Origin of the sequence: Rhodococcus sp. T2V (assembly GCF_029269925.1) — a bacterium.
Classification (GTDB): Bacteria; Actinomycetota; Actinomycetes; order Mycobacteriales; family Mycobacteriaceae; genus Rhodococcus_F; species Rhodococcus_F koreensis.
Genome location: NZ_JARJBD010000004.1, coordinates 199630 through 220862 on the forward strand (window position 1 = coordinate 199630; position 21233 = coordinate 220862).

Sequence of the window (21233 nt, forward strand, 5' to 3'; positions counted from 1 at the left end):
CCACCACCACCTCACCTCGACCAAGGAGAAACTGAATGCTGGTCAGCGACATCGTCGAGTACGGCGCGCGCAAGCATCCCGATCGGATCGCGCTGCGATTCGAGGACGAGGCAGTGACCTATGCCGAGCTGCGTGATCGCAGCCGACGGCTCGCCGGTGCACTGCTCGGTGTTGCCGCGCCGGGGGACCGGGTCGCGATCCTGTCCACCAACTGCACCGAGTACTTCGACTGCTACTACGGTGTGCCGATGGCCGGGATGGCCCTGACCATCCTCAACTTCCGCCTGCATCCCGACCAGATTGCCGCGTTGATCCAGCATTCGGGTGCCACCGTGCTCATCGTGGCCGAAGAGTTCGCCGGCGCTGTCGACCAGATTCGCGGTTCTATCCCGTCGGTGCACACGGTCGTCTCGATCGGGGCCGCCCCGGGAACCGTAGGCTGGGACGAGTTCGTCGGTGCCGGACCCACGCAGGCGCCGACGGTTCGGCCGGCACCGGACGACATCGCGTGGCTGGTCTACACGTCCGGCACGACCGGGACACCGAAGGGTGTGATGATCAGCCACCGCAACCTGGTCAGCGGGATCACGTCCTCGGCGCTGCAGTGGGCTCTGCCGGAGGACACAGTCTTCTTGTTCTGTTTCCCGCTGTGCCATGTCGGCGGGTACGTGACATTGCTCAACCACCTGATGGGGAGCACCGTCGGCATCGTCCGCGCCTACGACAATGCGACGTTCCTGCGTCTCGTGGAGCAATGGCAGGTTACGCAGACCGGGCTGGCACCCACGATGATCAACTTCCTGCTCCAGAATCCGGCCCTTGCCGACCACGATCTCAGCACCCTGCAAGCGATCGGGTACGGATCGTCGGCGATCCCGGCGCAGGTGCTGCGGCAGGGACTCGAACGTCTCTGCTGCGACTTCTATCAGGGCATGGGAATGACGGAACTCGCAGGCAACGTGCTCCACCTCGACTACGACGCGCATCGGCGCGCTGCCGGCGGGGAGAGCGGATTACTCGCTGCCGCAGGAAAACCCATGCGCCTGGTCGACATCCGCATCGTCGACGACGCCATGCGCGACGTGCCCACCGGTCAGGTGGGGGAGATGGTGGTCCGCGGCGACCAGGTGATGACCGGCTACTGGCGCGATGCGGACGCGACGGCGGCCGCGTTCACCGACGGCTGGTTCCACACCGGTGACCTGGTCCGACGCGACGACGAGGGCTTCGTCTACATCGTCGACCGGAAGAAGGACCTGATCATCAGTGGCGGCGAGAATGTCGCCTCTCTGTCCGTCGAGCAGGTCCTCTACCGTCACCCTGCGGTCGCCGAGGCCGCGGCAATCGGCGTCGAGGACGACACCTGGGGAGAGCTGGTCTGTGCGGTCGTCGTTCTCCGCGACGGCGCCACCGCCACCGCGGACGACATCATCACGGCCTGCCGGGAACAGCTCGGCGGATTCCAGGTGCCCCGCCGGGTCGAGTTCGTCGACACCCTGCCCCGGAACGTCACCGGGAAGATCCTCAAACGCGATCTGCGCGAACGCTTCTCCCACACCACGGTCTAGTCCCACTCACCGCGCAGGGCGGCGACGATTCTCGTCGTCGCCCGCTGCGCGCTGCCGAAAACAACCCCGCTGGAACGTCTTCCGTTCCTGTGCCTTCCCTCTCACGGAGCAACCATGAAACGTATCCTCGCTGCGGGCGTGACAGCCCTGTGCGCCACCGCGGCTCTGACCGCATGTTCTGGCCGAGATGACACCGCGACCGCCGCAGGCGGCTGCGACCCCGGCATCACCGACACCGAGATCCACTTCGGCACCAGCCTGGTCCAGTCGATCGCAGGACCGCAGGCGACCGCGGCGTCCGCCCTGTTCGACGAGATCAACGCCGCCGGCGGAGTCGCGATGGGTGATGGCAAGTCCCGCAAGATCGTCTACACCGCACTCGACGACGGATACGACCCGGCGCGCACGGTGGGCAACGTCCGATCGCTGGTCGAACAGCAACACGTCTTCGCGATCCAGAACCTGATCGGCACCGCATCGACCCTCGCGGTCGTCGACTACCTCGCCCAGAAGAACGTCCCGCTGGTGTTCCCCATGACCGGCACCGACGAACTGCTCACCACCCTCGACGAACGGCCCGTTGTCGCCGGCGCGGTGAACCCGCAGACCGGCTGGGAGGTCGCCGAGCGGGCGAAACAGATCCTTCGCGATCACCCGCAAGGCAAGGTCGCGGTGTTGTACTCGAACGACAGTCTGGGCAACGGCAGTCTCGACGCCCTGAAGTCCGCCCTCGACGGCAGCGGCACACAGATCGTCGCCGAGCAGTCGTACGAACAGACCACACCGTCCGTGGACTCGCAGGTGGTCAACCTCGCGAACTCCGGGGCCGACGTGTTCGTCAACTTCGCCACCGCGGGCTTCGTGACGCAGTCTCTGAAGAAGGCCCACGAGTTGAGCTGGAAGCCCGAGACGTACATCTACTCCGGCGCGACCGACACCAACTTCGTCCTCGCACCGGCGGGCCTCGACGCCGCCGAGGGCGTGCATTCGTTCTACTGGATCTACGACGTCAGCAGCACCGACCACGACCAGGTGCCGGGCGTGCAGGAATGGCGCGCTTTCGCCGATCGGCACGCCGGCGCGTTCAAGTCCTCCGACACCATCGCCGCCACCGGTTACAACACCGCTCAGCTGCTGGTGGCCGCACTCGAACAGATGAAGGGGTGCACCCGCGCCGATCTGCTCGATTCCGTCCGGAATCTGCACGCGGTCACCACCGATCTGTCCATCGACGGCGTCACGTTCGACACGAGCGCCGACTACCCGTACGCAATCACGTCGATGGCGCCGATGACGTTCCGCGACGGCAGCTGGCACTACGACGCTGTGGTCACGCGCAGCGCCGAACGATGACCGCCCGGCCACCGGATGTGCCCACGCTGAAAGTCAGCGACGTCCGGTTGCGGTTCGGAGGAGTCGTCGCCCTCGACGGACCGTCGTTCACGATCGAGCCTGGACAGATCGTCGGGCTGATCGGCCCGAACGGCGCCGGGAAGACCACCTTGTTCAACTGCATCAGCAGACTCTACGAACCGGATTCGGGACAGATCACCTTCGGCGGCACCGACCTGCTCGCCCTGTCGGCGGACGGGGTCGCCGACGCCGGGATCGCGCGCACCTTCCAGAACATCGGCTTGTTCCCGACGATCTCGGTGCTCGACAACATCCTCACCGGGGCCTACTCGCGCACCCGCGCGGGCTTCGTCGCCACCGCCCTCGGACTGCCGCGCACCCGCAGGGAGGAGGCAGGCGAACGGGACGAGGCCTGGGCTCTGCTCGAGTCGATGAATCTCGCGCACGTCGGGCGCGAACCGGCAGGCAACCTGCCCTACGGCACCCTGAAACGGGTCGAGCTCGCACGGGCACTGATGCAGCGACCTCGCCTGCTGATGCTCGACGAACCGGCGAACGGACTGATCCACGAGGAGGTCCTCGAACTCGCCGAGACGGTCCGCCGGTTGCGCGACGAGCGCGGATTCTCGGTGCTCCTCGTCGAGCATCACATGGCCATGGTGATGTCGATCTCCGACCGGGTGGTGGTACTGAACTTCGGGCAGAAGGTCACCGAGGGCGAACCGGCAGAGGTCGCTGCTCACCCCGAGGTCATCGAGGCGTACCTGGGCGGTGCGGCATGAACCTGCTCACCGTGGAAAACCTGCATGCCCGATACGGCCGTGCGGAAGTGCTGCACGGCATCGACTTCCAGGTACCGGCAGGGGAGGTGACCGCGGTACTCGGCGCGAACGGCGCAGGCAAGACCACCATCCTCCGATCGATCTGCCAGATGGTCCGCACCAGCGGGTGCATCAGGCTCGACGGCCGCGACATCACCGGCATGCGCACCGACCGGATCGCCCGGCTCGGTGTGGCCCATGTTCCGCAGGGCCGCGGCACCTTCGGCACCCTGACGGTGGAGGAGAACCTTCGCGTCGGGGGATTCACGACGTCGGCGGCGATCACCGACCGGGCCGTCGAGCACTGGTACGACTTCTTCCCGCGACTACGCGAGCGACGTAACCAGCAGGCGGGCGGGCTCAGCGGCGGTGAACAGCAGATGCTCGCGATCGCCCGCGCGCTGGTGGCCGGGCCGCGTCTGCTGCTGCTCGACGAACCGTCCCTCGGCCTGGCCCCGCGCATCACGCAGGAGGTTTTCCGTGCGCTCGGCCGGATCAGCCAGGAGACCGAGACCACGATCCTCGTGGTCGAACAGAACGCGCACCTCGCCCTCGACATAGGCACGTCCGCGGTCCTCGTCGACGCGGGCCGTGTCGTCGCCCAACGCCCCGCCGCCGGATTGGCGCACGACGAGTCGGTGCGGCGCGCCTACCTCGGCTACTGAGCACAGGAGAGTGGTCATGGATGTATTTCTCCAACAATTGGTGGACGGGCTCATGTGGGGCGCGCTGTACGGCGCGTTCGCGCTGAGCATCGTCCTGGTCTACCGCGCATCGGGAATCGTCAACTTCGCGCAGGGCGAGATGGCGATGTTCTCGGCGTTCTTCGCCTGGCAGTTCCACGCATGGGGCGTGCCGCTGTACCTCGCCGTCCTCGGCGCGATGGCGGTCGCCTTCGTCGGCGGAGCCGCCACCGAACGGGTACTGATCCGGCCGCTGGCATCGTCGCCGAACCACATGCCGCTGGTCATCATCACCCTCGGCCTGATGCTGGTGCTCAACAGCGCCGCCGGCTGGATCTGGGGCGTGCAGAGCAAGGAGTTCCCCGCGATCGTGTCCGGGCCGGTGCTCACGCTCGGTCCGGTTGCGGTGTCCCAGCAGTCGCTGGTCATCGTCGCCGCCGTCGTCGTGGTCGCGGCGCTGCTGTTCGTCCTGTTCCAGCGAACGAAGGTCGGGCTGGCGATGCGGGCGGCGGCAGACAACCCGGACTCGGCGCAACTGATCGGCGTGCCCGTCGGGCGGATGCTCATGATCGGCTGGGGCCTCGCCGCGACCATCGGAGCCCTCGCCGCCTCCCTCGCGGCGCCGCAGCTGTTCCTGCAACCGAACATGCTCGTCGCCTCGCTGATCTACGCGTTCGCCGGCGCGGTCCTCGGCGGCCTCGACAGCCCGGTCGGTGCCCTCGTCGGCGGGTTGTGTGTGGGTGTCGCGGAAAACCTTGCCGGCACCTACATTTCCTGGATCGGCCACGACTTCAAACAGGCCGTGGCGTTGGCCCTGATCCTCGGGGTGTTGCTCCTCAAACCCGAGGGTCTGTTCGGTGCACGGAAGGTGGCCCGAGTATGAGAATCGTCGAACTGCTTCGCCGTCCCCGCGCCGAACTCGATCCACCACGCTGGCTGGCGAGAGCGACGGTCGCGGTGGTGATCCTCGTGACGGCCGTGGCGCCGTTGGTGTCGGCGCCGTACGTGAACTTCGACCGATCCATGGTGCTGGTGTACGTGGTGGTCGGGCTGGGACTGAACCTGCTGACCGGCAACACCGGTCAGATCTCTCTCGGCCACGGCTTCTTCTTCGCCGTCGGTGCGTACCTCAGTGCCGTGCTGGTCGAGAATCACGACGTCCCGTACCTGCTGCTCCTTCCGGTCGCGTTCGCGGTCTGTTACGTGATCGGGTACCTGTTCGGCCTGCCGGCCTTGCGCCTCCACGGACTTCAGTTGGCGCTCGCCACTCTAGGGCTGGCACTGGTCACCCCGGCGGTGATCAAACGGTTCGAGCACGTCACCGACGGCCAGGCGGGAATCAACATCGCCGGCGCCGAACCCCCGGCCTTCAGCGGACTCGAACGCGACCAGTGGGTGTACTACCTGTGCCTGGTGGTGGCGCTGATCGCCTTCTTCGTGGTCCGGCGACTCTCCACCGGCCGGATCGGCCGATCACTGATCGGGATCCGGGACTACGAGGCCGTCGCCACCACGCTCGGCGTCCCGGCCACCCGCACGAAGACGACGGTGTTCGCGCTCAGCGCGGCCTTCGCCGGCGTCGGCGGCGTGCTCTACAGCTTCGTGGTCCAGTACGTCGGCCCCGAGGCATTCGGGCTCCCGTTGGCGATCGCCTTCATCACCATGATCGTCATCGGTGGCCTCGGCACCGTCCCCGGTGTGGTGTTCGGGGCCTTCTTCGTTCAGTACGTGCCGCAGTGGACGGCGGAGATCAACCAGTCGGCGGCGGGCATCACGTACGGTGCGGCGTTGATCGTCTTCATCTTCGTGATCCCGTACGGGCTGATCAGTGTGATCCGGTGGGTGCTGGGGCCGCTGGTGAGCAAGATCCCCGGCACTCGCCGACACGGGCGGGCTGTGTCTGCGGTCGACGAGGATCCGCGGGAGCTGGTCGCCTCCCACTGACGATCTGTGGTGGGCTCGAAACGAGAAGTGCCCGGCGGATGAATCCGCCGGGCACTTCCCGCTTTTCGCAGCTATGCGTTCATGTGCCGGGGGTTGGCCACCCGCAGGCGGGCCAGAACGGCGATCGAGATCGCCCGGCGCACGTGGTCGTCGAGGTAGTCGAGAGCCCCCGTGCGAATCCGTGCGGCAAGCTCGGCCTCTGACGCGCATCCGAGCGCACCGAGGGCGCCGTCGAGCAGGGATTCGGCGCCGTTCCCGGCATCGAGTTCACGCCCCGCGGTGCGCAACAGGTTGACACAGATCCGCAGGAGATACCGCTCCCGCTCGTGCGTTCCGTCGAGGGCCGGTCCGAGGTCGTCGGCCAAAGTGCCGGCCACGAGGTCGAGGATCTCCGGGACACCGGGCCTGTCGTGCACGGTGCGCCCGGGTGGCGCCGGCGGGGGAGCGGTTGCGGAGTCGTCGAGCAGTCCGAGGACGTCGAGCAGGTCGTACTCGGATTCGCAGACCCGGCGTCCGATGGCCGCCAGTTCGAGGGACCGCTCGGCCCCGCCGAGGTGACGTTCGGCCTGGAACCTGCTCAGCACCAACCATCTCACGGTTCCGAACGATTCCCACCAGTGCAGTTCGGGCAACGACGGCCTCGTCCCGGTGGCCTTCTCGTAGCCGTCCAGGAGCTGGTCACGGGTGCCGATCCCCGCGACCGGCGCGTCTGCGCCGAACCGCCACGCCCGCACGCACAGCCAGCCGAGGTCCTCGACGGGATCACCGAGGTGGGCGAGTTCCCAATCGAGCACCCCGCGGATGCCGGTTCCGTCGACGAGAAGGTTTCCGATCCGGAAGTCGCCGTGTACCAAAGCCTGCGGTCGCGACGGCGGACGGTGGTCGCGCAGCCACCGCAGACCCACCTCGACCGCGGGCCGGGGGTCGCCGAGGTCACGATAGGTGGCCTCGAGCGCGTCCACCGGGTCGGTGGCGTCGAGCACGTCGAGAGAGTCCAGGGGAGTGCGGTGGATCAGGCCGAGGACGTAACCCATGTCCTCGGGGAGACGGCTGCGCACCTCGTCGAAGGCAGGGTCCCGCTGCAGTTTCCGGGGGAGCGATTCGCCCTCCACCTTGTTCATGATCAGGTACGGGGCGTCGATGCCGGGCGCGGTGTCCCCGGAAGCGAGGACGGTGGGCACCGGCACTCCCGCGGCGGCGGTGGCCCGCAGGCACGCCACCTCCGCGCGCATCCGGGCGGCGTCGCCGTGCCCGGGCGGGTCGCGACGCAGCACGACGGGCAGGGGTTGCCCGTCCGGTCCGCCGGCATCGACGGCCCACACCTGCCGGCTGGCGCCGCCGGTCAGCTGCCGGGGTTCCCCGACCGTGGCGTCCATGCCGTAGGCGGCGGTCAGGACGGCGCGGATGCCGTCCGCGAGGGCTACGGGAGCGTCGGTCATCGCCATGGGGCAGCCTCGGGATCGCGCAGCAACCGGCGGGCAGTCGACATGCGGTGCACCTCGTCGGGACCGTCGTAGATACGGGCGTACCGCGCCTGCCGGTACATCCGCTCGAGTGGGGTATCGGCGGTCAGGCCGAGCGCCCCGTGAATCTGGATGGCCCGGTCCACGACGTCGTGGAGCATGCGGGCGCCCCAGAATTTCACCAGCCCGATGCGTACGCGGGCGTCCTCCCCGGCGTCCATCGCGCGGGCGGCATCGAGAGTCATGAGCCGGGCGGCGTGGATCTGGGCGGCGGATTCGGCGATGTAGCGGTGCACTTCGCCCTTCTCCGCGAGCAGCGAGCCGTGGGTGTAGCGGGTGTTCGCGCGGGAACACATCAACTCGTATGCGCGCTGAGCCTGCCCGAGCCACCGCATGCAATGGAATATCCGGCCGGGGCCGAGCCGGTCCTGGGCCACCGCGAAGCCCTTGCCGCGTTCGCCGAGGAGATTGGCGGCGGGGACGCGTACATCGGTGAGCCGGACCTCGTAGTGATCGCTCGGGTCGTGCCCCATCGTCGGGATCGACCGGACGATCTCGAATCCGGGGGTGTCGGTGGGCACGATGATCGCGCTGATGCGCTCGTGCCTCGGGGCGGTGTCGGGTTCGGTCCGGGCGAAGACCGAGCAGTAGCCGGCGTCCTTTACTCCGGTGGTGAACCATTTGTGTCCGTTGATGATCCAGGTGTCGCCGTCGAGGCCGGCGCGTGTCTCGATGAGTGTGGGATCGGATCCCGCCGCGTCCGGTTCGGTCAACCCGACGGACGGCAGGAATTCCCCGGCGACCAGCGGGGGAATCCACCGCTGCCGCTGCTCGGGAGTGCCGTGTTTGTGCAGCATCAGGGTGTCCTGCATGGACACCGAGCCCACGGCCAATTGGCCGAACTCCGAGCGTCCGATGATCTCGTTGAGATGCACGAAGTCGAGGAACGGGACACCGCCACCGCCGAGTTCGGCAGGATGGCCGAGCGCCCACAAGCCGAGTTCCTTGGCTCTCTCTCGCAATTCGGTGATGGCCACGTGAGCGGGGCCGTCCTCGTTCACCAGGGTGGGTTCGGCGGGGATGACGGCGTCGTCGATGAACGAGCGCATCCGCGCGCACAGTTCGGGGAGCGGGACGGCGGAACGGGTTCCGGGCATGTCAGCGCTCCCGTCGCCGGCCGGCCTGCGCGCGCAGGGGCAGGGTGGCGGCGGAGTCGACGTACTCGTCGATACGGGTGATCCGGCCGTCGTCGACGCGGACGAACAGGCATGCAGGCACCTCCAGCGGTCCGTGGCCGGGCAGCGTGGCGCGCAGGACGTGCTGCTGGGCGAAGCCGTCCGGCAACTCGTGGCGGCGGATGTCCTCGTAGCGCAGGTCCTCGAGTGTGCGCGAGAGCCAGCGCAGCACCGTCAGGTTCTCGGCGACCGTCTGTTCGCGTCCGTCGTCGTTGTGCCAGATCCGCGCGTCCGGTGCGTACAGCTCGGTCAGTGTCGTTTCGTCGCCGTCACCGACGGCGGCGAAGAAGCGATCAGCCAGCTCGTTCATGGGAGAATCCGTCTCTTCCGTGTAGTGCTGCTCGCGGCGCAGCGGAGTGTTCCGTCGCGTCGGCAGCGAGGTGGTCAATTACAGGCGGTGTCGGCGGGAACCGGTCGGCCCCCGGCCGCGAGCAGTCTGCCTGCGAGGGATCTGCCGAGCAGGCGCTCGGCCAGTCGAGCGGCGTCGAGTTCGATGTCGATGTCGATTCCGGTGGTGATGCCGCCGTCCTCGAACATGTAGGCCAGTTCTTCGGTGGCGATGTTGCCGCTCGCACCCGGCGCGAAGGGGCACCCACCGAGCCCGCCGACGGAGGCGTCGAACTGGCGGATGCCCGAGGTGTATGCGGCCCACGCGTTCGCCAGTCCTTGGCCGCGGGTGTCGTGCAGGTGCAGGCCGAGCTCGACGCCTGGGATGGCGGTGCGCACCCGGGCGAGCACGTCGGTGGTGCGCACCGGCGTTGCGGTACCGATGGTGTCGGCGACCGACACCGCATCCGCGCCCGAAAGAACTGCGCGCCGCGCGATGTCGGCCACGCGGTCCGGTGGGGTGGGCCCGTCGAACGGGCAGTCGAAGGCGATGGCGACGATCACTTCGAGTGTGCCGCCCGCCCGGTGAACCAGTTCGGCGACGGGGGTGATCAACGCGATCGACTCCTCGCTGCTGCGGCCGACGTTGGCCCGGCTGTGCCCGTCGGACGCGGAGACGACGTACTCGAGGCGGGTCAGACCCGCTGCGAGTGCTCGCTCGACGCCGCCGAGTCCGGCAACCAGCGCCGAGAAGGTGACGTGTGGCCAGCGGCCGAGTTGGGCGGCGACGGCCTCGGCGTCGGCCAGCGCCGGGACGGCCCGCGGGGAGACGAAGGACGTGACCTCGATGCGCCGGACACCGGTCGCGGCGAGCGCGTCGATCAGCTCCAGCTTGGCGGCGGTGGGAATGGGCTTCTCGATCTGCAGTCCGTCGCGGGGCCCGACCTCCCGGATGTCGACCTCCGGTGGAATCGCGGTCACGAGATCGTGCCCTGCCCGCGCAGTGCGGCGATCCGGTCGGCGTCGTAGCCGAGAATTTCGGTGAGCACCTCGTCGGTGTGGGTGCCCGGGCGGCTGGGCCCGCCCCAGCGGACCCCGCCCGCGGTCTCGCTGAGTTTCGGGATCACCCCGACTCCCTTCACCGGCTCCGGATCGAATCCGGTGTCGCCGGGCCCGACGGAGGGGTCGACGTGGTCGACGAAGATCTCGCGGGCGTTGAACTGGGGATCGGCCATCACTTCGGCGACCGTGTTGACCGGGCCCGTGACCACCTCGAACTTGGTCAGCAGCTCGATCAGCTCCGCGGCGGGGAAGCCGGCCGCCCACTCGGCGATCAGGGTGTCGAGCTCGTCCTGGTGATCACCGCGCGCGGTGTGGGTGGCGTAGCGCGGATCGGTGGCGAGGTCGGGGCGGCCCATCGCAGCGGACAGACGCGCGAACAGCGTGTCCTGGTTGGCCGCGATGATCACCCACAGTCCGTCCTGCGTGCGATACAGATTGGACGGTGCGACGCGGTCGAGGCGGGTGCCGGAGGGTTGCCGGACGTGACCGGTCTTGTGGTAGTCGGGAACGGTGGACTCCTGGATGGCGAGTGCGGCCTCGGTGAGCGCGGCATCGACGATCTGTCCCCGTCCGGTGCGTTCGCGCGCGATGAGCGCGGCGAGGACACCCTGGAAGGCGAACATCCCGGCGAGGCTGTCGCCGAGCGAGAGCGCGATCCGCGGGGGCGCCTGGCCGGGAAATCCGTTGAGGTGCCGCAAGCCGCTGATGCCCTCGGCCACCGACGCGTATCCGGGACGCGCGGCGTATGGACCGGTCTGGCCGTAACCGGAGACCCGGGCCAGGACCAGCCGCGGGGAAATCTCCCGGAGGACGTCGTAGCCGACGCCCCAGCGCTCGAGGGTGCCGGGCCGGAAGCTCTCGACGACGACATCGGCGGTGGCGACGAGGTCGAGGAAGATCCGCCGGCCGGCCTCGGTGCGCAGGTCGAGGTTCACGCACCGTTTGTTGCGGGCGTGCACCGACCAGAAGTATTGGTGACCGCCCTCGGCCTGGCCCCAGTCCCGCAGGGGGTCGGGACGATCGGGGGCTTCGATCTTGATGACGTCGGCGCCCATGTCACCGAGGAGGCGTCCGCAGTACGGGCCTGCGATGAGGGTGCCCAGTTCGAGTACCCGCAGGCCGTCGAGCGCTCCCTGCGGTGTGTCGGTGGTAGCGGACGCGAACGGTGAGTGCGTTGTCATTGTGCGTGCCTTCGGGGAGATCGGAACAACGGCCGAGTCGACGAGATCGATCGGTCGGCCGTTGCTCAGTCGATGGTGAGGGGTGTGCAGGAAGCGCACCGTCGGGATCGTGACCCGGCACGGTTCTCGGCGGGGAAGCGCGCGGCGCTCAGTTCCGGTCGAGACCGAGTGCGCCGAGGCACATCTGGTCGAGGGTGTCGAGCAGGGCCGCCTCGTCGGCGTCGTCACCCTGGATCAACCACAGGTACAGGGTGTGGTCGACCATGGCGGCCATCGCGCGGGCCGCCAGCACCGGGTCGAGAGTGGCGGTGACCAGTCCGTCCTGCTGCCAGCGTGCGATCGCGCGAGAGGTCCGGTCGATCAGCTGACGGCGGTGCTCGTGACGGAGTTCGCGGAATTCGTCGTTGAACGTCGCGACCTGTTCGACGATCGCCATCAGCGGGGCGTTCCGGCGGTAGGACTGATAGTACGAGCGGTTCGACGCGACCAGTTTCTCCGCCGGAGACAGGTCGCTGTCGGTCGGCTCGCGGCGGTGCATGTCCTCGAACAATCGGGTGCTCAGCTCCCGGAACACTTCTTCCTTCGACTCGAAGTAGCGGTAGAAGGTGCCGTAGGAGACGTTCGCCTCCTGGGCGATGTGTTCGACCCGGGTGTCGGGGAATCCGACCGTCTCGAACACCTTCCGGGCGGCGTCGAGCAGTGCGTCGCGTGTCTTGCGGCCACGCGCGGTCAGGGTGTCGACAGTGGCCGGCGTGGACGGGGTATTGACAGATGACTTGCTCACAGACAAACTCTCCCAATAGATGACATGACTGTCAAGTCATTTTTGTTCCCTTCTCGCGACGACTTCACCACATCGGAAGGACCGCCATGAGCAATCCGAACTCCAAGTACGAACTTCGGGGTATCAACCACCTTGCGCTGGTGTGCTCGGACATGCAACGCACCATCGATTTCTACTCGGGCGTCCTGGGCATGCCCCTGATCAAGACCATCGAGTTGCCGGGGGATCTGGGCCAGCACTTCTTCTTCGACTGCGGCAACGGCAACACCATCGCGTTCTTCTGGCTGGCCGATTCCCCCGAGGCCGCGCCCGGACTCGCCGCCCCCAAGGGGCTCCCCGACGAGGGTGAACTCGCGAGTGCGGTCGGGTCGATGAATCACGTCGCGTTCGCGGTGCCCCCGGAACAGTTCGACGAGTACTACACCCGCATGCAGGCCGAGGGGATCAAGGTCAGTCGGGTCCTCAACCACGACGACAGCTCCGCCGGCGTGTCCCGGCACGTGCACCCGGGCACCTTCGTGCGCTCGTTCTACTTCCAGGACCCGGACGGCGTACTGCTCGAATTCGCTTGCTGGACGCGAACCTTCACCGAAGCCGACGTCTCACACGAACCGAAGACCGCCGCCGACCGACGCGTACCCACCGCATCCTGACCGCCACCGCCCGAAAGGAAGAGCCGTGCCCCGTCTCCGTGAGGTACCCCGCGCCGAAGTCACCGACGAGAAGATCCTCTTCTTCTACGACCGACTGTTCGGACCCGACAAGGATCCCGCCGTCGATCACGGCACCATCCACGCCACCCCCGGCGACTGGTGGACCGTGTTCGCCCAGTCACCGGACGTGTTCCGGCACGCCGTCCGCGGATTCTCGCTCTACCGCAACGTCACCCTGGACCCCCTGTTGCGTGAACTGGGGCAGGCCAGGGCCGGGTACGCACGCGGAAGCCAGTTCGTCTTCTCCCAGCACTGCAAGCAGATGCGATCCCTCGGGGCGCCGGAGGACAAGATCGCGGCCCTTCCGCACTGGCAGGTCAGCGACTGCTTCTCCGCACTCGAGCGGGCGGTCCTGGCCTACACCGACGGCCTCGTCTACGACGGCGGCCGGGTGCCGGACGAGGTGTTCGCGGTCCTGAAAGCCCACCTGACGGATCCCGAAATTCTGCAGCTGACGTACATCACCACCCTCTACGACATGCACGCCACGATATGCCGGGCCCTCCGCCTCGAATTCGACGACCGGCCGGAGTTGATCGCCGAGGTCGAGATTCCCGCCGGCGTCGAGGTCCGTGACCTTTCGGCCGACCTGTCCGGAGAATGACACCTCGCTCCGCTACCGGTCGCCGCTCCTCACGTGGGTAGCTCCGCCCCGGACTGCTCGGCGGCCATGTACTCGGCGTACCAGTCGGGCCAGTTCGGGTCTTCCTCGCCGGTGCGCTCTTCGTGCCGGCCGTGGGCGGCCGCCGCCCGGCGGAGCGCGGTCGCCAGGTCGCGTGCGGAGCCGAACGACGTGGTGGCCGTGTCGATCCGCCCGGGAAGCCTGGTGGTGACCTCCTGCAGCAGCCAGGAATTGCCGTCGGGGTCGCTGAACGACGCCAGGGAGGAGTAGCTGCGGCGGTCGGGGTCCGGCCCGTCTGCAGGCCCGCCCGCGCCGCGATGGAACACGCTCACCGCGATGCCGGCAGCGACCAGCTGGTCACGAGCGACCTCGATGTCGGAGACGATGAGATATCCCTTGGCCGAACCGGGTGCGGCCGCGGTGAGGTCTGTGCCGAAATGAATCGAGGCGTCGGAGCCGGGCGGGGTGAACTGGACGACGCCGGAGCCGGGCGGTGTGACGTCCTGTCTCCAGCCGAGTGTGGTGTAGAACTCGGTGGCGCGGTCGATGTCCGAGACGGGGAGAACGACGACCTCCAGCTTCATGTCGACGGTCGGGACATTCGTGGTGCTGGTTGCCTCGTCGGTGTGAACTTCGTTGGTGCTCATGGGTTTCCTCTCGCGATGTGTCGGGGATCGATCGAACAGGTCGTGCGAATCGCTGCGTGTGTCGTCGTGCGGTCGTCAGAAGACGAACTGCTGGCCGCCGTCGATGTCGTACGTCGCGCCGGTGAGTGCCGTGTTGCTCATGATGTGGACGGCGAGGGCTGCGACGTCGGCCGGGCCGACGACCCGGCCGATCGGAAGCTTCGTCCTCAACTCGTTCCGCCGTTCGTCGAGCCGATCACCGAGCAGCAATGCCGACAGCGGGGTGTCGACGAAGCCCGCGGCGATGAGGTTGACGCGAACCGGCGCGACTTCGAGAGCGAGGGCCGCCGTGAACGGGGGCAGTGCGGCCGTGGCGGCGGAGGCGATCCCCAGGCCGTGACCGATGCGCCGGCCGCTGGTGCCGCCCATGAACAGCAGCGTGCCCCCGGGCCGCATCTTGCTCGCCGCGTTGCGCGCGACCTCGAGCCCCAGCACTATGTGCTCGGTGAGCTGCCGGCGCACCTCGTCCGCGTCCATCTCGAGCAGGGGAGCGTAACGCGGGCCGCCTGCCGTCACCAGCACATGGTCGATCCGTGTCGGCAGGTCCTCGAAGAACCTCCGCAATGCGATCGGGTCGTTGGCGTCGAACGCTGCGGTGCGCTGCGTGCCGACGTCTGCCGCTGCAGCCTCGAGCCGGTCGGGGTTGCGCCCGGTGAGGATGACGTCGGCACCCTCCATCCGGGCGCGTCGCGCTGTCTCGAGCCCGATGCCTGCGCTGCCGCCGATGAGGACGACGGTCTGTCCGGCCAGCTCCGGTTCGCGTTGGATGGAGGCGGGTGTGGTTTCGCTGGTCACGATTTCTCCGATCGGTAGCGTCGGCCACCGATCACCGGGATTCGCACGCGTGGCGCTCTCACGCCGATCGACGATGTCGGCGCGGTCGGGGAGAGCACCTCGCAGTCCGGCACCGCGCGACCTCGAGTCGCGGGTCGGTGTCCGCCTATGGAAATGTTTCTACAGTCGTCGTGGCGGGGCAAGTGGCGGCACCAATCGCCGTCGATTGATCTCGGCGACACCAGGGTGGGATCAACCATCGGGACGTGGGTCTGGTTTCCCAGCCGCCGCTACCGGATGGGCGTGAAGGTCGTCAGTCTATTCCAGCGGCGCGCCGGTGGTCTTGGGGCCGAACATGGCGACGATCACGTCCGCTGCGACCCAGCGCGCTGGGACGAGTACGAACATCGCACGCGCCCGACATGGATCGCCATCAGGTTGTCGTCCCATCGCGGCAATCGAGCGCGAGGTCACGTGTCCAATTGGCACCGGACCGCATCGCCACTCTCAGCGGTCCGACGGAAGATTCTCCGTGTGACCCTGCATATTGGCCAAGGCCACGTGAGGCGCGTTGCGGTCCTCATCATCGTGGCTACCTGACGCGCGCCGGCAACGGAAAGCAGTTGAGGGCGATCCGAAGTGAGCCAGGAGGAGTCCGGGCCAATGCGGACGAAGAACTCGTGGTCCACGACCCCGGTCTCGGGACCCGAGAGCCCGTGCGGACCTGGTCGAGCGTCGGCCAACTCGGCGGCGCTCGACCAGCCAGCGTGTTCACGTCACGACGCCGGGAGGCCATTGGCCTCAGACGACGAAACCTCCCGGCCCCATTATCCCGGTTTGAATCCATTTCTCGAGATCTTCCCGTGCGGATTCATCGACGAACTCAAAGCGGACCCCGCCGGTAGTCTTCGGGTTCGTGTACCACGCAAACGTGGTTCCATCGGGGTTCAAAACCTCGCCATCCGATTCCACTCCGGAATCGAGATGCCGCTTCTTGTTGTCATCGATTTTCGGGTCCCACATGCCGATGTGATGCACGCCCTCCCCGTGCCCAGCGGAATAAACTCCGTCACCCTTGGCTTCGAGCAGTTCCATATAGGGGGGTCCTTGCTGAGAATACGTGACTCGCAGGTCGAACTCGTGTTCGTCGGGATCGACAAGTCTATTGAGATGCACTTCGGTCGGCTCATGGAAGGTAAGCCCAAAAAGCTTCCCGTACAGCTTGATTGCGCTATCGATGTCGCTGACGAGAATTCCGTAGTGATAGACGTTCGGTGATTCCATGTGCGTTCCTTTCGGGACTGCGATTAAATTGGGCGGCGGGAGGGCGGTGCGAAACCTGCCTTCTCCTAATGCTTCGTCCTGATCTCATCCACCCCAATCGGTTCATCCGGAGGAAGAATGAGTGTATTTTCGTTCATGCTCCGACGTCGCATTGTCCGGAGCCGGGAGTTGGCACGGTCGACAAGACCGACTATGCCATCTGGAAAAAACAGCACAATCAGGATGAACAGAAATCCTAGGACGACGAGCGGTTCGGACACTGTGCGACTTGCCCATTCAGGTAACTCGTCGAGGACGCCGGATGTAGAAAGCTCGGGCAGCCTCAAAGTGAGGATTCCGTATATGAGGCCACCGACCGCTGCACCCCAGATCCGGCCGCGTCCGCCCAATACCACCATGACGATCAATGCAAGACTGAAGTGCACTGATGCGCTGGACGGATTGGCGCCTCGCGCAACCAAGAGATACACCGCCCCGCCCGCCGCAGCGATCACGCCGCCGAAAGCATATGCAACCAGCTTGTAGCTGTACGACAACAACCCGAGACTTTCGACCCGATCCTCGTTCTCGCGGATCGCTTGCCACACCTGGCCACAACGAGACCGCGTCGCCATCCACGCCAGAAGGTAGGCGACCACGGCGAATGCAAGCGATAGCCAGTAGAGCCAGCGGACATCGCGGGCGCTCGCAAGCAGATCGGGGATCCGCTCGAAGGCAACAGGCAGCCCCTCCTCACCGCCGAAAATCCCCACAGGATCTACCAGGAGCAAAATATAGAAGGCCTCACCGAACGCCAGTGTGACCATCGTGAAGGCGACTGCCTTCACGCGAAGGGCGATCGCTCCCAGCGCGGTATTGACCAGCCCGGACAGCACGATGGCAAGCGCTGCAGCGGAAAAGTACCCCAGGCCTGCGTGCATCAGCAGGTTGGTTGCGTAGATTCCCAGAGCGAAAACCAGGGCATGACCAGCGCTCAGCAGGCCGGTGTATCCGAATACGACATCGAAAGATATCGCGACACCAGCGAATACAAGGCCGATCGACAAGATGAGCAGAGAACCAGAGCTCGACAACTGTCCGGGGAGAAGGATCGGAATCGGAACATCCAACATCGGTAGAGCAGCCAAAACGAGAATGACCGTGAGGCCCACTCGCGCCCCGACCGAAATCCGTCTCGGGTGTATCTTTCCCGGACCCCGGTCGACGGGCAACTGTGTTTGGGTACTGGAAAACGGAATCATGCTGATGCAACCCTTCCGAGCAAGCCCTGTGGGCGCAGTAAGAGCACAGCCGCAAGCAGACCGACGACGGCGATGTCGCCCAGTCCGGTGCTCACGTAGAAGTTCACGATTTGCTGAGTGAAGGCGACGAGAGCGGCAGCGATGGCAGTGCCGCCGATTGATCCGAGTCCGCCGATAATCACCACGATGAAAGCGAAGATCAACAGATTCGGACCGAGAGCAGGAGTAATTCCCGTGAAGTAGACCGCGCCCAGCGCGCCACCCAGGCAGGCCAAGGCTGCGCCCAGTACGAACACGAAGGTGAAGCTCCGCGCGACGTCAATACCCAGCGCCTGAACCATCCGCCTGTTCTCGACACCTGCGCGGATGATCAACCCGTACTTGCTCTTCTTCATGAAGACCAGCAAGCTCACCAGCACCAAGGCTGATATACCGAAGATAAGGATTCTACTGTTGGGAATGCGTCCACCGAGGATCACCGTGACGTCGGTGAACCAGGCTGGCTGTGCGATCGACTGCGGCGAGTACGAGAAAATACCGCCGATGAGCCCCTCCATGACGAATGCGAGCCCCAACGTGATGAGGATCTGTGTGAGGTGATCACCGTAGTTGCGCGCTATCAGCGTCCGCTCTACGAAATATCCTAGAACGCATCCGAATATGACCGCCACAACTGTGGCGACCGCGAAACGCGCAGCGAGGGAATCTATCAAGTTGAACCGGTCCATGACGACCCAGGCCGCATATCCGCCCACCCCAAAGATTGCGGCATGCGCAACATTCAGGACGTCCATCAAACCGAATATCAGGGAAAGCCCTGAAGACAGGAGGAAATACAGGCCCGCGAGACCGAGGCTTGTAGCAGTGAGGACGATGAGGGTTGTCATCGTGCAGACCCCTTCCCGATCGTGTTGCTGTCGCGGGAAGACGGCGCGACACCGAGGTAGCGCTGCGTGAGATCTGCATCCGCAGCCAAATCCTCCATCGAACCGGTGAATACAACTGCGCCGTGGTCCAGCACGATGGCATCGGTGGCCAAGCGCTGCGCGACTCGGATGTTCTGGTCGACCAGCAAGATTGTGGTGGCGCTGGCGGCCTTCGCCAGAGCCTCGACTACCTGGCCGACCACGATGGGCGCCAATCCCTTGCTCGGCTCGTCGATGAGGAGCAAGCGGTTCGGGTTCAGGATGGCACGCGCGATCGCCACCATCTGCTGCTGGCCGCCGGACAGCGCTCCCGCCCGCTGAGCGCTCCTGCGCAGCAAGTCTGGAAACAGTTCGTGTACGAGGTCCAGTCGTTGGGTCGCCTCCGGTGTCCGCGCAGCCAATCGAAGATTCTCGGCGACAGTCAACGTGCCGAATACCTCGCGGTCCTCGGGCACGTATCCGATACCTCGGCGGACCAGGTGGTGGGTCGGCACGCCCAAGGTCTCTTCACCGTAGAGCCTGATGCTGCCGCTGCCCTCCAGCAAACCGAGAATTGTCATCAAGGTTGTCGTCTTCCCCGCACCGTTGCGACCGAGCAGTGCGGTGACACGACGTGGACGTACCTCGAATGACACACCTTCCAGAACATGTGCTTCGCCGCGGTGAACCTGAAGGTCTCGCACGGACAGGGCCGCGTCGCCGGCGGACATCAGAACTCCGGCCCGAGGTAGGCGGCTTGGACCCGCGGATCGGACATCACTGCGTTCGGATCATCGCACAGGAGAAGACCGCCGTCTTGCATGACGGCAATACGATCTGACGCTTCGAGAACCAGATCCATTCGATGCTCGACCATCACCACCGTACGGCCCGAGTCGTGCACTGCCCGTACAACGTCGATCAGCGCGTGGACATCTTCGGCCGAGACGCCGGCCGTCGGTTCATCCAAGAGCAGGACGCGCGGGCGCGCGCACAACGCGAGGGCTATCTCGAGCTTCCGCTTGTCTCCGTACGGTAGGTCGGACACGATGTTTCCGCCCATGTCGTGCAGGCCGACCTCTTCGAGGTGCTCTCGCGCACGCTCTGTGGCTCGATCGTGGGCCGATGGCCTGCCCCAGAGGTTCATGCTGCCGCCCAGCGCAGCCTGGGCTGCCAACCGTGCGTTCTCGAGGACCGTCAATCCCGCAAACAGGCTCGATGTCTGGAACGTCCGTCCCAGGCCGCGCCGGACACGGGGTGCGGCTCCCATCCTGGTGATGTCCTGACCATCGAAGTGGACTGAACCCGATGAGGGGCGATACACCCCTGACAGGAGATTCATCAACGTGCTCTTGCCGGCCCCGTTGGGCCCGATAACGGTGAGAAACTCGCCACGCCGGACACGGAGTCCGACATTGCTGACGATGGCGAATCCGCCAACACTCCAGGAGAGATCGACTGTCTCGAGCGCATATTCGATCGCGGGTCCCAGTGCCTGTGAGGACGGCAGCGTCCGGGCAAGTGCTGCAGTATCGTTCATGGTTTCGCTGCCTCACTGCCGACGTTTCCGACTGTGTGGGCGACCAATTCGCCATCGCTGTCACTGAGCGAGACGAGGTACATGTCCTGAAGTAGGGCGTGGTCACCCGAGCGGATTGTCATAGGTCCTTTCGGCGCCTCGAATGACCACCCGTCGAGTGCCTCGATCATGCCTTCGACGTCGTCGGGGCCCGCAGTGGAGAGTGCGTGCACGATCTGCTGCGCGGCGACGAATCCGTCGTGGGTGGACAGGTCGGCAGTTGGTACTCGCTCAGTCAGGCATTCGTTCATTTCGCCGCCTGGTGCGCCCGGGTAATAGTGCGTCACGAAGTTGATCTTCTCGGCGGCGTCACCATAGATTGACCAGTGCGGCTTCTCGACCAGCACGCTCGCCACCGTGGTCGTGTCCAAGATCCCTTGTTGCGACATCGCTTGCCACATGGACGGAGCCCCATCGCCGTAATAGACAACAATCAGTAGATCGGGCTTCAACTCGCTGATTCGCCGCGCGTAGGGCGTGAACTCATTCGTGTCCAAAGGCACAAGCACTTTCTCTACTTCAGATCCGCTCGATTCGAGGATGCCGGTGATCGTAGAGGCGTACTTCTGTCCGAATGCGTAGTCCTGGGCAAGGACTACCGTCTTGTTATTGTTCTTCTCAAGGACGCTGCTCAGGGCGGCCGCTTCCTGATACGCCTGTCGCGAGGCACGGAAAGTGTTGGCGTTCAGACCGGTGACATCATCGATCCCCGCGGCGCCGGAGATGTACAGGAGATTCTGTTGCTCGGCGAAGTGGCCGAGTTGCATCGCGGCGGCGGACGACGTGGTGCCGGTGAGGATGTTGATCCCGTCACCAACCATCCTGGTGGCCGCGGCGAGCGTCTGCTCGGGATCGCCGCCGTCATCGGCGTAGACGAATTCGATTGGCTTGCCGTCGACTTCGTTGGTGCCTTCGGTGCTGCAGTACAGGCCGGCCTCCAGTCCGTCCTTGATCATGTTTCCGTAGGTACCGAACGATCCGGTGAGCGACGTTGTCACGCCCACTCGT

Annotated in this window: 22 protein-coding genes; 8 read left to right on the plus strand and 14 right to left on the minus strand. The window is 66.0% G+C overall.

The features are described 5' to 3' along the window. The first annotated feature begins 35 nt into the window (after window positions 1–35). The 6 genes from P3H15_RS05715 to P3H15_RS05740 all read left to right on the plus strand — a co-directional run bounded on the left by P3H15_RS05715 (window position 36) and on the right by P3H15_RS05740 (window position 6369). Window positions 36–1568 carry a long-chain-fatty-acid--CoA ligase gene (locus P3H15_RS05715; RefSeq protein WP_276136348.1) on the plus strand — a complete coding sequence of 511 codons (1533 nt, stop codon included), beginning with the start codon at window positions 36–38 and terminating at the stop codon, window positions 1566–1568. A 114-nt stretch (window positions 1569–1682) separates the two neighbouring features. Continuing rightward, window positions 1683–2921, plus strand: coding sequence for an ABC transporter substrate-binding protein (locus tag P3H15_RS05720; protein ID WP_276136349.1), 1239 nt, complete (start codon window positions 1683–1685; stop codon window positions 2919–2921). Then, the gene (locus P3H15_RS05725; RefSeq protein WP_276136350.1) at window positions 2918–3703 is read left to right on the plus strand and encodes an ABC transporter ATP-binding protein; all 786 of its coding nucleotides are present in this window, start codon (window positions 2918–2920) and stop codon (window positions 3701–3703) included. Before P3H15_RS05720 ends, P3H15_RS05725 begins: the two co-directional genes overlap by 4 nt. After that, window positions 3700–4407: an ABC transporter ATP-binding protein gene (locus P3H15_RS05730; RefSeq protein WP_276136351.1), complete on the plus strand. Its 708-nt coding sequence runs from the start codon at window positions 3700–3702 to the stop codon at window positions 4405–4407. The genes P3H15_RS05725 and P3H15_RS05730 overlap by 4 nt, the downstream gene beginning before the upstream one ends. 16 nt (window positions 4408–4423) lie before the next feature. Then, a complete protein-coding gene (locus P3H15_RS05735; protein WP_276136352.1) occupies window positions 4424–5308 on the plus strand; it encodes a branched-chain amino acid ABC transporter permease in 885 nt (294 codons plus the stop codon). After that, a complete protein-coding gene (locus P3H15_RS05740) occupies window positions 5305–6369 on the plus strand; it encodes a branched-chain amino acid ABC transporter permease (RefSeq protein ID WP_276136353.1) in 1065 nt (354 codons plus the stop codon). Before P3H15_RS05735 ends, P3H15_RS05740 begins: the two co-directional genes overlap by 4 nt. 71 nt (window positions 6370–6440) lie before the next feature. Here P3H15_RS05740 and P3H15_RS05745 read toward each other — a convergent pair whose 3' ends face one another. The 6 genes from P3H15_RS05745 to P3H15_RS05770 form a co-directional block, all read right to left on the minus strand. Then, window positions 6441–7814 (minus strand): phosphotransferase family protein, encoded by a 1374-nt coding sequence (locus P3H15_RS05745; RefSeq protein WP_276136354.1) that lies wholly within the window; start codon window positions 7812–7814, stop codon window positions 6441–6443. Further along, the gene (locus P3H15_RS05750) at window positions 7805–8989 is read right to left on the minus strand and encodes an acyl-CoA dehydrogenase family protein (RefSeq protein ID WP_276136355.1); all 1185 of its coding nucleotides are present in this window, start codon (window positions 8987–8989) and stop codon (window positions 7805–7807) included. Before P3H15_RS05750 ends, P3H15_RS05745 begins: the two co-directional genes overlap by 10 nt. A 1-nt stretch (window position 8990) precedes the next feature. Next, a complete protein-coding gene (locus P3H15_RS05755; protein WP_276136356.1) occupies window positions 8991–9377 on the minus strand; it encodes a nuclear transport factor 2 family protein in 387 nt (128 codons plus the stop codon). A gap of 74 nt (window positions 9378–9451) precedes the next feature. Continuing rightward, complete coding sequence (locus tag P3H15_RS05760) at window positions 9452–10375, minus strand: hydroxymethylglutaryl-CoA lyase (protein ID WP_276136357.1); 924 nt, start codon at window positions 10373–10375, stop codon at window positions 9452–9454. Next, the gene (locus P3H15_RS05765; protein WP_276136358.1) at window positions 10372–11637 is read right to left on the minus strand and encodes a CaiB/BaiF CoA-transferase family protein; all 1266 of its coding nucleotides are present in this window, start codon (window positions 11635–11637) and stop codon (window positions 10372–10374) included. Before P3H15_RS05765 ends, P3H15_RS05760 begins: the two co-directional genes overlap by 4 nt. 148 nt (window positions 11638–11785) lie before the next feature. After that, complete coding sequence (locus P3H15_RS05770; RefSeq protein ID WP_276136359.1) at window positions 11786–12421, minus strand: TetR/AcrR family transcriptional regulator; 636 nt, start codon at window positions 12419–12421, stop codon at window positions 11786–11788. Between the two features lie 86 nt (window positions 12422–12507). On the opposite strand from P3H15_RS05770, the gene P3H15_RS05775 reads away from it, so the two are divergent. Further along, the gene (locus tag P3H15_RS05775) at window positions 12508–13074 is read left to right on the plus strand and encodes a VOC family protein (protein WP_206011107.1); all 567 of its coding nucleotides are present in this window, start codon (window positions 12508–12510) and stop codon (window positions 13072–13074) included. 25 nt (window positions 13075–13099) lie between these two features. Continuing rightward, window positions 13100–13738, plus strand: coding sequence for a carboxymuconolactone decarboxylase family protein (locus P3H15_RS05780; protein ID WP_276136360.1), 639 nt, complete (start codon window positions 13100–13102; stop codon window positions 13736–13738). Between the two features lie 29 nt (window positions 13739–13767). On the opposite strand, the gene P3H15_RS05785 is transcribed toward P3H15_RS05780, so the two are convergent. The 8 genes from P3H15_RS05785 to P3H15_RS05820 form a co-directional block, all read right to left on the minus strand. Then, window positions 13768–14403, minus strand: a complete 636-nt coding sequence (locus tag P3H15_RS05785; protein ID WP_276136361.1) for a VOC family protein — start codon at window positions 14401–14403, stop codon at window positions 13768–13770. 75 nt (window positions 14404–14478) lie between these two features. Next, window positions 14479–15237, minus strand: a complete 759-nt coding sequence (locus tag P3H15_RS05790; RefSeq protein ID WP_276136362.1) for an SDR family oxidoreductase — start codon at window positions 15235–15237, stop codon at window positions 14479–14481. 780 nt (window positions 15238–16017) lie between these two features. Continuing rightward, window positions 16018–16500 carry a VOC family protein gene (locus P3H15_RS05795; protein WP_276136363.1) on the minus strand — a complete coding sequence of 161 codons (483 nt, stop codon included), beginning with the start codon at window positions 16498–16500 and terminating at the stop codon, window positions 16018–16020. A gap of 65 nt (window positions 16501–16565) precedes the next feature. Next, window positions 16566–17651: a branched-chain amino acid ABC transporter permease gene (locus tag P3H15_RS05800; protein ID WP_276136364.1), complete on the minus strand. Its 1086-nt coding sequence runs from the start codon at window positions 17649–17651 to the stop codon at window positions 16566–16568. Window positions 17652–17737: 86 nt separating this feature from the next. Then, window positions 17738–18628, minus strand: a complete 891-nt coding sequence (locus P3H15_RS05805; RefSeq protein ID WP_276136365.1) for a branched-chain amino acid ABC transporter permease — start codon at window positions 18626–18628, stop codon at window positions 17738–17740. Beyond that, on the minus strand, window positions 18625–19377 hold the full coding sequence (locus P3H15_RS05810; RefSeq protein WP_276136366.1) for an ABC transporter ATP-binding protein: 753 nt from the start codon (window positions 19375–19377) through the stop codon (window positions 18625–18627). The genes P3H15_RS05805 and P3H15_RS05810 overlap by 4 nt, the downstream gene beginning before the upstream one ends. Next, a complete protein-coding gene (locus P3H15_RS05815; RefSeq protein ID WP_276136367.1) occupies window positions 19377–20186 on the minus strand; it encodes an ABC transporter ATP-binding protein in 810 nt (269 codons plus the stop codon). The genes P3H15_RS05810 and P3H15_RS05815 overlap by 1 nt, the downstream gene beginning before the upstream one ends. Further along, a complete protein-coding gene (locus P3H15_RS05820) occupies window positions 20183–21223 on the minus strand; it encodes a substrate-binding domain-containing protein (protein ID WP_276136368.1) in 1041 nt (346 codons plus the stop codon). The genes P3H15_RS05815 and P3H15_RS05820 overlap by 4 nt, the downstream gene beginning before the upstream one ends. Window positions 21224–21233 lie beyond the last annotated feature (10 nt).

What these genes read in the sequence shown, in the direction of transcription:
- P3H15_RS05725 (WP_276136350.1), top strand. Translation starts at nt 2,918, where the DNA reads ATGACCGCCCGGCCACCGGATGTGCCCACGCTGAAAGTCAGCGACGTC.
- P3H15_RS05750 (WP_276136355.1), bottom strand. Translation starts at nt 8,989, where the DNA reads ATGCCCGGAACCCGTTCCGCCGTCCCGCTCCCCGAACTGTGCGCGCGG.
- P3H15_RS05810 (WP_276136366.1), bottom strand. Translation starts at nt 19,377, where the DNA reads ATGTCCGCCGGCGACGCGGCCCTGTCCGTGCGAGACCTTCAGGTTCAC.
- P3H15_RS05805 (WP_276136365.1), bottom strand. Translation starts at nt 18,628, where the DNA reads ATGACAACCCTCATCGTCCTCACTGCTACAAGCCTCGGTCTCGCGGGC.
- P3H15_RS05765 (WP_276136358.1), bottom strand. Translation starts at nt 11,637, where the DNA reads ATGACAACGCACTCACCGTTCGCGTCCGCTACCACCGACACACCGCAG.
- P3H15_RS05740 (WP_276136353.1), top strand. Translation starts at nt 5,305, where the DNA reads ATGAGAATCGTCGAACTGCTTCGCCGTCCCCGCGCCGAACTCGATCCA.
- P3H15_RS05735 (WP_276136352.1), top strand. Translation starts at nt 4,424, where the DNA reads ATGGATGTATTTCTCCAACAATTGGTGGACGGGCTCATGTGGGGCGCG.
- P3H15_RS05730 (WP_276136351.1), top strand. Translation starts at nt 3,700, where the DNA reads ATGAACCTGCTCACCGTGGAAAACCTGCATGCCCGATACGGCCGTGCG.
- P3H15_RS05775 (WP_206011107.1), top strand. Translation starts at nt 12,508, where the DNA reads ATGAGCAATCCGAACTCCAAGTACGAACTTCGGGGTATCAACCACCTT.
- P3H15_RS05720 (WP_276136349.1), top strand. Translation starts at nt 1,683, where the DNA reads ATGAAACGTATCCTCGCTGCGGGCGTGACAGCCCTGTGCGCCACCGCG.
- P3H15_RS05785 (WP_276136361.1), bottom strand. Translation starts at nt 14,403, where the DNA reads ATGAGCACCAACGAAGTTCACACCGACGAGGCAACCAGCACCACGAAT.
- P3H15_RS05815 (WP_276136367.1), bottom strand. Translation starts at nt 20,186, where the DNA reads ATGAACGATACTGCAGCACTTGCCCGGACGCTGCCGTCCTCACAGGCA.
- P3H15_RS05755 (WP_276136356.1), bottom strand. Translation starts at nt 9,377, where the DNA reads ATGAACGAGCTGGCTGATCGCTTCTTCGCCGCCGTCGGTGACGGCGAC.
- P3H15_RS05715 (WP_276136348.1), top strand. Translation starts at nt 36, where the DNA reads ATGCTGGTCAGCGACATCGTCGAGTACGGCGCGCGCAAGCATCCCGAT.
- P3H15_RS05795 (WP_276136363.1), bottom strand. Translation starts at nt 16,500, where the DNA reads ATGGAATCACCGAACGTCTATCACTACGGAATTCTCGTCAGCGACATC.
- P3H15_RS05745 (WP_276136354.1), bottom strand. Translation starts at nt 7,814, where the DNA reads ATGGCGATGACCGACGCTCCCGTAGCCCTCGCGGACGGCATCCGCGCC.